Origin of the sequence: Gallibacterium salpingitidis (assembly GCF_001678495.1) — a bacterium.
Taxonomy (GTDB): domain Bacteria; phylum Pseudomonadota; class Gammaproteobacteria; order Enterobacterales; family Pasteurellaceae; genus Gallibacterium; species Gallibacterium salpingitidis.
Genome location: NZ_JTJL01000050.1, coordinates 39,821 through 46,300 on the forward strand (window position 1 = coordinate 39,821; position 6,480 = coordinate 46,300).

Here is a 6,480-nt window from a genome sequence, read left to right on the forward strand (position 1 = left end):
ATAGAAAATCCTTTTTAAATAAACCAATGGCAAAGTGTAATAACTAGAATCGCGTAAAGTGCCGCTAATAGATCGTCAAACATAATGCCGAAACCAGTGTGTAATTTACGATCAAAATAACGAATTGGCATTGGTTTCAGAATATCGAACAACCTGAAGAGGACAAAGGCAACAATGTACCAAATAAGCGATAATTCAGGTAATGCCGCGAGCACTAGCCAAATTGCAACAATTTCATCCCACACAATCGCACCATGATCATGCACCTGCATATCTTTGGCGGTTTTGGCGCATAAATAACAGCCAAGCAAAAAAGCAACCATAATTAATAGTAAGAAATAAGGTAATGGGCACCATTGCAATAATATAGCGCCGACAATTAAACCAGCCAATGTTCCCCAAGTGCCGGGTGCAGGTGAAATTAAACCGGAACCAAAGCCAACGGCTAAAAAGTGGATTGGATTGGTAAGATGAATTTTTTTGAGTGCGTCGTGATTATTTTTCGCTGAAGTGGTCGAAGCCATGAGAAACTGCTACCTCTACTGGTTTTGCAAATTGAGTAAATTGTAAATGTTTATTGGCACGAATTTGCCCGATACATTGATAAGCAACACCAAGATAACGCAAAGTCCGTTCCATTTTGTCGCGATTTTGTTCTGATACGGTAAAACAAAGCTCGTAATCTTCGCCACCTGCTAACGCAAACTGTTTTGCCTGTTCTAATGAATATTCACTAAGTAATTGAGGAGAAAGCGGTAATTTATCTAATTCAACGACAGCGCCGCAATTGCTACGATCTAGGATATGTTGTAAATCAGAAATCAAGCCATCAGAAAGGTCGATTGCTGCATTGGCTATGCCGGCTAATTCCATTCCCATCAACACACGAGGTGTTGGACGTAAATGGCGCTGTAAGAGATATTGGCGGGCTTCATTGTGTATAGGAGCTTGTTTTAATAATAGATCTAAACCAGCAGCGCTATCGCCAAGTGTACCAGAAACATAAATCCAATCGCCGACTTTTGCAGTATGACGGCATAAAATTTTCTCTTTTGCTACTAAGCCATGCGCAGTAATAGTGAGTGATAAGGTACCTTTGGTGGTATCGCCACCGATTAAATCGACATTATAGTGATCGAGAATAGCGAAGAAACTTTGGCTAAATTCAGCTAGCCATTGATGATCAATTTTTGGCATCGTTAGTGCTAAGCTAATCCAAGCAGGTTCTGCACCCATTGCTGCTAAATCGCTTAAATTTACTGCTACTGCTTTATAAGCCAGATCGGCAGCTGAAATTGTAGGTAAAAAATGGGTTCCTTCGACAAGAGTGTCAGTGGTCATGGCTAAACGACGATTAGGTTTAATTTCAGTAATAGCACAATCATCACCGATAGAAAGCCAAACATCACGTCGTGGTTGTCGATTAGATGATGCGAAATAACGTCGAATAATATCGAATTCGCCATTATCAGCCATATTCTCACATCCTTTGTTGAGATCACCTTATCTTGTTGAGATAAGGTGAATATTGGTAATTTATTTACGTCCGAGTTGAGGTGCTAACTTATCTAATACACCATTGATATATTTATGGCTATCTTCTGCACCGAACGTTTTAGTCACTTCAATAGCTTCGTTGATCACAACTTTGTACGGAACATCTTCCACGAATCTTAATTCATAAGTTGCACAAGCTAAGATTGCACGCTCAATCATCCCAAGTTCACTAATTGGACGATCGAGATAAGGTGCGAAAAGTTCTTCAAGCACATCTAAATTATCAACAGTACCATGGAATAATTTACGGAAATAAGGTAAATCAGCACCTTTGATATTTTTTTCATCAGTGACAAAATCAAGTTCAACTTTTTCTGGTGTATTTTGTGAAACAAACCAAGAATAGAGCGCTTGCACAGTGCATTCACGAGCACGACGACGTTTTGACGGTTTTGCTTGTTGATTCATTATTCTGAAATTTGTGCTAATAAATTAACCATTTCTAAAGCTACTAATGCAGCTTCAGCCCCTTTATTTCCTGCTTTTGTACCAGCACGTTCAATTGCTTGCTCAATATTTTCAGTAGTTAAAACACCGAAAGCGACAGGAATTTCTGCTTGCATAGCAACTTGACCTAAACCGCTGCTAGCTTCACCAGCAACATATTCAAAGTGAGCTGTACCACCACGAATTACGGTGCCTAATGCAACAATCGCATCAAATTTTTTGCTAGACGCTAAACGACGGGCAACTAATGGTAATTCATAAGCGCCAGGCGCTTTAACGATAGTAATATTTTCATCTTTTACTTGACCGATACGGGTTAATGCATCGAGTGCGCCTTCTAATAAACTATCATTAATAAAACTGTTAAAACGTGCGATCACTACTGCAATTTTGGCATTAGGTGCAGCAACTTGACCTTCTAAAACTTTCATATTTTCTCCAATATAGATGAACAAAAACGGTTGCAGATTTTAGCATAAAAAAGCGAAAAATCAGAGAGGAATCTAGCTGAAGCTAGTCAGCAAAAATCCTGTCATTCGTGAAAATGACAGGATTGTTCTATAGATACAGATTATTTGGTGATACGTTTATATTTAATGCGTTTTGGTTGAACCGCTTCTGCACCAAAAGTTTTCTTTTTCCACTCTTCATAATCGGTGAAGTTACCCTCATAGAAAGTTACTTTTCCTTCATCACCGTAATCGAGGATATGGGTAGCAATACGGTCTAAGAACCAACGGTCATGCGAGATTACCATTACGCAGCCAGGAAATTCTAAAATAGCATTTTCTAAAGCACGTAAAGTTTCCACGTCAAGATCATTGGTTGGTTCGTCGAGTAGTAAAACGTTACCGCCGCGTTGCAATAGTTTCGCTAAGTGTAAACGACCGCGTTCACCACCAGATAATTCACCAACACGTTTTTGCTGATCTACTCCTTTGAAATTGAAACGTCCAACATAAGCGCGGCTAGGAATTTCAAAGTTACCGATCTTCATAATATCTAGACCGCCAGAAACTTCTTCCCATACTGTTTTACTGTTGTCCATATTATCGCGGAACTGTTCGACTGATGAGAGTACAACAGTATCGCCTAAAGTAATCGAACCACTGTCTGGTTGTTCTTGACCTGACAACATTCTAAATAGTGTAGATTTACCAGCACCGTTAGCACCGATAATTCCTACGATGGCCCCTTTTGGAATCGTGAAAGAGAGATTATCAATTAAAGTACGATCACCATAAGATTTAGATAAATTCTCTACTTCGATAACCTTATCACCGAGGCGTGGACCAGGTGGAATAAAGAGTTCGTTGGTTTCATTACGTTTTTGATATTCGCTAGAATTAAGCTCTTCAAAACGTGCCATACGAGCCTTACTTTTCGCTTGGCGACCTTTTGGATTTTGGCGAACCCATTCCAATTCTTTCTCAATAGATTTTTGACGTGCTGATTCCGTTGCTGCTTCTTGTGCTAAGCGTTTCTCTTTTTGCTCCAACCAAGAAGAGTAGTTGCCTTGCCATGGAATACCTTCGCCGCGGTCTAACTCTAAAATCCAACCTGCAACATTATCTAAGAAGTAACGGTCGTGGGTAATTGCTACGACAGTACCTTCATAGTCATGTAAGAAACGTTCTAACCACGCAACAGATTCAGCATCTAAGTGGTTGGTTGGTTCGTCTAATAACAACATATCTGGTTTTTCTAATAATAGACGGCAAAGCGCAACACGACGGCGTTCACCCCCAGAAAGATGTTCAATTTTGCTGTCCCAATCTGGTAAACGTAAAGCATCAGCAGCTCGCTCTAATTGGTTTTGTAAATTATGTCCGTCGTGTGCTTGAATGATTGCTTCTAATTTCGCTTGTTCTGCGGCGAGTTTATCGAAATCCGCATCAGGATCGGCATATAAAGCATAAACTTCATCTAAACGTGTTAAAGCAGCTTTAACTTCGCCAACCGCTTCTTCGATGACTTCGCGAACAGTTTGTTGTGGTTCAAGTTTTGGTTCTTGCGGTAAATAACCAATTTTAATGCCTGGTTGTGGACGCGCTTCACCTTCAAACTCTTTATCTACGCCAGCCATAATGCGTAAAAGAGTTGATTTACCTGCGCCATTTAAACCTAAAACCCCGATTTTGGCGCCAGGGAAAAAACTCAACGAAATATCTTTTAAAATTTGACGCTTCGGTGGCACAACTTTGCTCACGCGATGCATAGTATAAACAAATTGTGTTGACATAGTTCTCGCTATTGTTTGTGGTTAGATGAAAAGGCGCATATTCTACTGTAAATTATTGCTTTTGACTATTTTTCTGCCGATCTTTTCTGCACAAAATTGTTAGATTTATGGCAAAATACAAACAGATCTGATGATCTTAAGCACAACACCAACATCAACTTTTATTTTGAGGGAAACTTAATGTCCAGACCATTAAATTTTGTCATGATTTCGCCTCATTTTCCGACGAATTTTGAAACTTTTGCAGTCAGATTACGGGAAAATGGTTTTAATACATTGGGAATAGCGGATGCACCTTATGAGTCGCTTAGCGAAGGCTTGCGTAACGCTTTAACTGAATATTATCGTGTTGATAATATGGAAGATTACGATCAAGTGTATCGTGCCGTAGGCTATTTTGCGCATAAATATGGACGTATCGATCGAATTGAATCGCATAATGAATATTGGCTAGAGTTGGATGCAAAATTGCGTACGGATTTTAATGTTTTTGGTTACAAAAACGAAGATATGCACGCTATTAAAACCAAATCACAAATGAAAGAAATTTTCCGCGCAGCTGGTTTAAAAGTAGCACAAGGTCGTGTTTTTCATAGTGATGAAGAGGCTCGTCAATTAGCGCAAGAGTTAAATTTCCCGGTAATTATTAAGCCAGATTCTGGTGTTGGCGCGAGCGATACCTATAAGATTAAATCTGCACAGGAATTAGAAGCGTTTTTTGGTTATCGACATCCTGAAGTGCAATATATTATGGAAGAGTTCATTGATGGTGATATTGTCACTTTTGATGGTCTAGCTGATATTAACGGTAATATCGTTTTTTATTCTAGCCTTGAATATTCTGAAGCTGTGTTAGATACCGTTGCTAAAGACGGTGATATGTTCTATTACGTACCGCGTGAAATTTCTCCTAAACTGGTCGAATTAGGTAAACAATGTGTTGAGGCTTTTAAAGTCCGCGAACGTTTTTTCCATTTTGAATTTTTCCGCGTAAAACAAACTAACGAACTAATGCCGTTAGAAATTAATTGCCGTCCGCCTGGTGGTTTAACGATTGATATGTGGAATTATGCGAATGATTTTGATGTATTTAATGAATATGCTCATATCGTTAAAGAAAATAAATTCTACTCACATATCACGCACCCATGGAATGTGGTGTATATTTCACGTAAAGCCAACAAAAATTATGTGAATTCAATTCAAGCGATTTGTGAAAGATTTACTGATCGCATTATTAGTGTGCAAACTGTACCAGGTATTTTTGCCAAGATTATGGGTGAAGAAGGAATTTTGGCGCGTACTGAGACAATTGAACAGATGCGTGAAATTATTCAATTTGCACATGCAAAACAGTAAGGAGAAGTGGAAATGCATTTTGAAAGAAGAAGTCATTGGAGTGGAGAACTTGGACGTGAAATGTACTTTAATGTGTATGGACACGCTGGTAAACCGATCATTGTTTTCCCATCTTCAGGCGGTAGCCATAATGAATATGCCGATTTTGGTATGATTGAGGCTTGTCGTTCTTTTATCGATCTTGGCCTAGTGAAGTTTTATACACCAGATTCGTTAGATAAAGAATCTTGGCTTGCACCAAATAAATCAGGCCATGATATGGCTTTAGCGCATAATGCTTATGATCGCTATATTGTTAATGAATTAGTACCATTAATCCGTTATGAATCTGAGTGGTATGCGGGAATGATAGCGACTGGTTGTAGTATGGGCGCATTTCACACCATCAATTTTGCGTTACGCCATCCAGATCTGTTTGATACGGCGATTGCCTTGAGTGGAGTTTATGACGCACGTTTCTTTACTGGTGAATTTTACGGTGATGAAACAGTCTATTTTAATTCTCCAATTGATTATTTATGGGGACAATATGATGAGTGGTTTTTATCACGTTATCGTCAAAATCATTATATTGTTGCTGTGGGCCAAGGTGCATGGGAAGAACAACATATTGCCGATACTGCACGCTTACAAGAAGCGTTCCAAGGTAAAGGTATTCCTGCTTGGTTCGATTTCTGGGGACATGATGTTGATCACGATTGGCCTTGGTGGAAAGTGCAAATGCCGTTCTTTTTAGGTAAGTTGGCTGAACAAGGTATTATTTAATTAAGGTAAATTTAATAAACTGAGGGGCTTTATATGAAAGCCCCAGTTTATTGACAAAGTCAATGATAAAACTTTTAGCTAAATTATTTTTATATAAAATTTAGGTTTCG

At 39.0% G+C, this 6,480-nt stretch carries 7 protein-coding genes; 2 read left to right on the forward strand and 5 right to left on the reverse strand.

What is annotated here, in order from left to right; genetic code table 11:
* Positions 1–14 precede the first annotated feature (14 nt).
* The 5 genes from QS62_RS09210 to ettA all read right to left on the reverse strand — a co-directional run bounded on the left by QS62_RS09210 (position 15) and on the right by ettA (position 4,246).
* On the reverse strand, positions 15–524 hold the full coding sequence (locus QS62_RS09210; protein WP_066109178.1) for a phosphatidylglycerophosphatase A family protein: 510 nt from the start codon (positions 522–524) through the stop codon (positions 15–17).
* The gene (gene thiL / locus QS62_RS09215; RefSeq protein ID WP_066109182.1) at positions 496–1,476 is read right to left on the reverse strand and encodes a thiamine-phosphate kinase; all 981 of its coding nucleotides are present in this window, start codon (positions 1,474–1,476) and stop codon (positions 496–498) included. The genes QS62_RS09210 and thiL overlap by 29 nt, the downstream gene beginning before the upstream one ends.
* Before the next feature lie 60 nt (positions 1,477–1,536).
* Positions 1,537–1,965 carry a transcription antitermination factor NusB gene (gene nusB / locus QS62_RS09220; RefSeq protein WP_066109185.1) on the reverse strand — a complete coding sequence of 143 codons (429 nt, stop codon included), beginning with the start codon at positions 1,963–1,965 and terminating at the stop codon, positions 1,537–1,539.
* Positions 1,965–2,435: a 6,7-dimethyl-8-ribityllumazine synthase gene (gene ribH, locus QS62_RS09225; RefSeq protein WP_065233507.1), complete on the reverse strand. Its 471-nt coding sequence runs from the start codon at positions 2,433–2,435 to the stop codon at positions 1,965–1,967. Before ribH ends, nusB begins: the two co-directional genes overlap by 1 nt.
* Before the next feature lie 140 nt (positions 2,436–2,575).
* On the reverse strand, positions 2,576–4,246 hold the full coding sequence (gene ettA / locus QS62_RS09230) for an energy-dependent translational throttle protein EttA (RefSeq protein ID WP_066109188.1): 1,671 nt from the start codon (positions 4,244–4,246) through the stop codon (positions 2,576–2,578).
* A 180-nt stretch (positions 4,247–4,426) separates the two neighbouring features.
* Here ettA and QS62_RS09235 point away from each other — a divergent pair, with 180 nt between their 5' ends.
* On the forward strand, positions 4,427–5,605 hold the full coding sequence (locus tag QS62_RS09235; RefSeq protein WP_066109191.1) for an ATP-grasp domain-containing protein: 1,179 nt from the start codon (positions 4,427–4,429) through the stop codon (positions 5,603–5,605).
* 12 nt (positions 5,606–5,617) lie between these two features.
* Positions 5,618–6,370, forward strand: a complete 753-nt coding sequence (locus tag QS62_RS09240; RefSeq protein WP_066109194.1) for an esterase family protein — start codon at positions 5,618–5,620, stop codon at positions 6,368–6,370.
* Positions 6,371–6,480 lie beyond the last annotated feature (110 nt).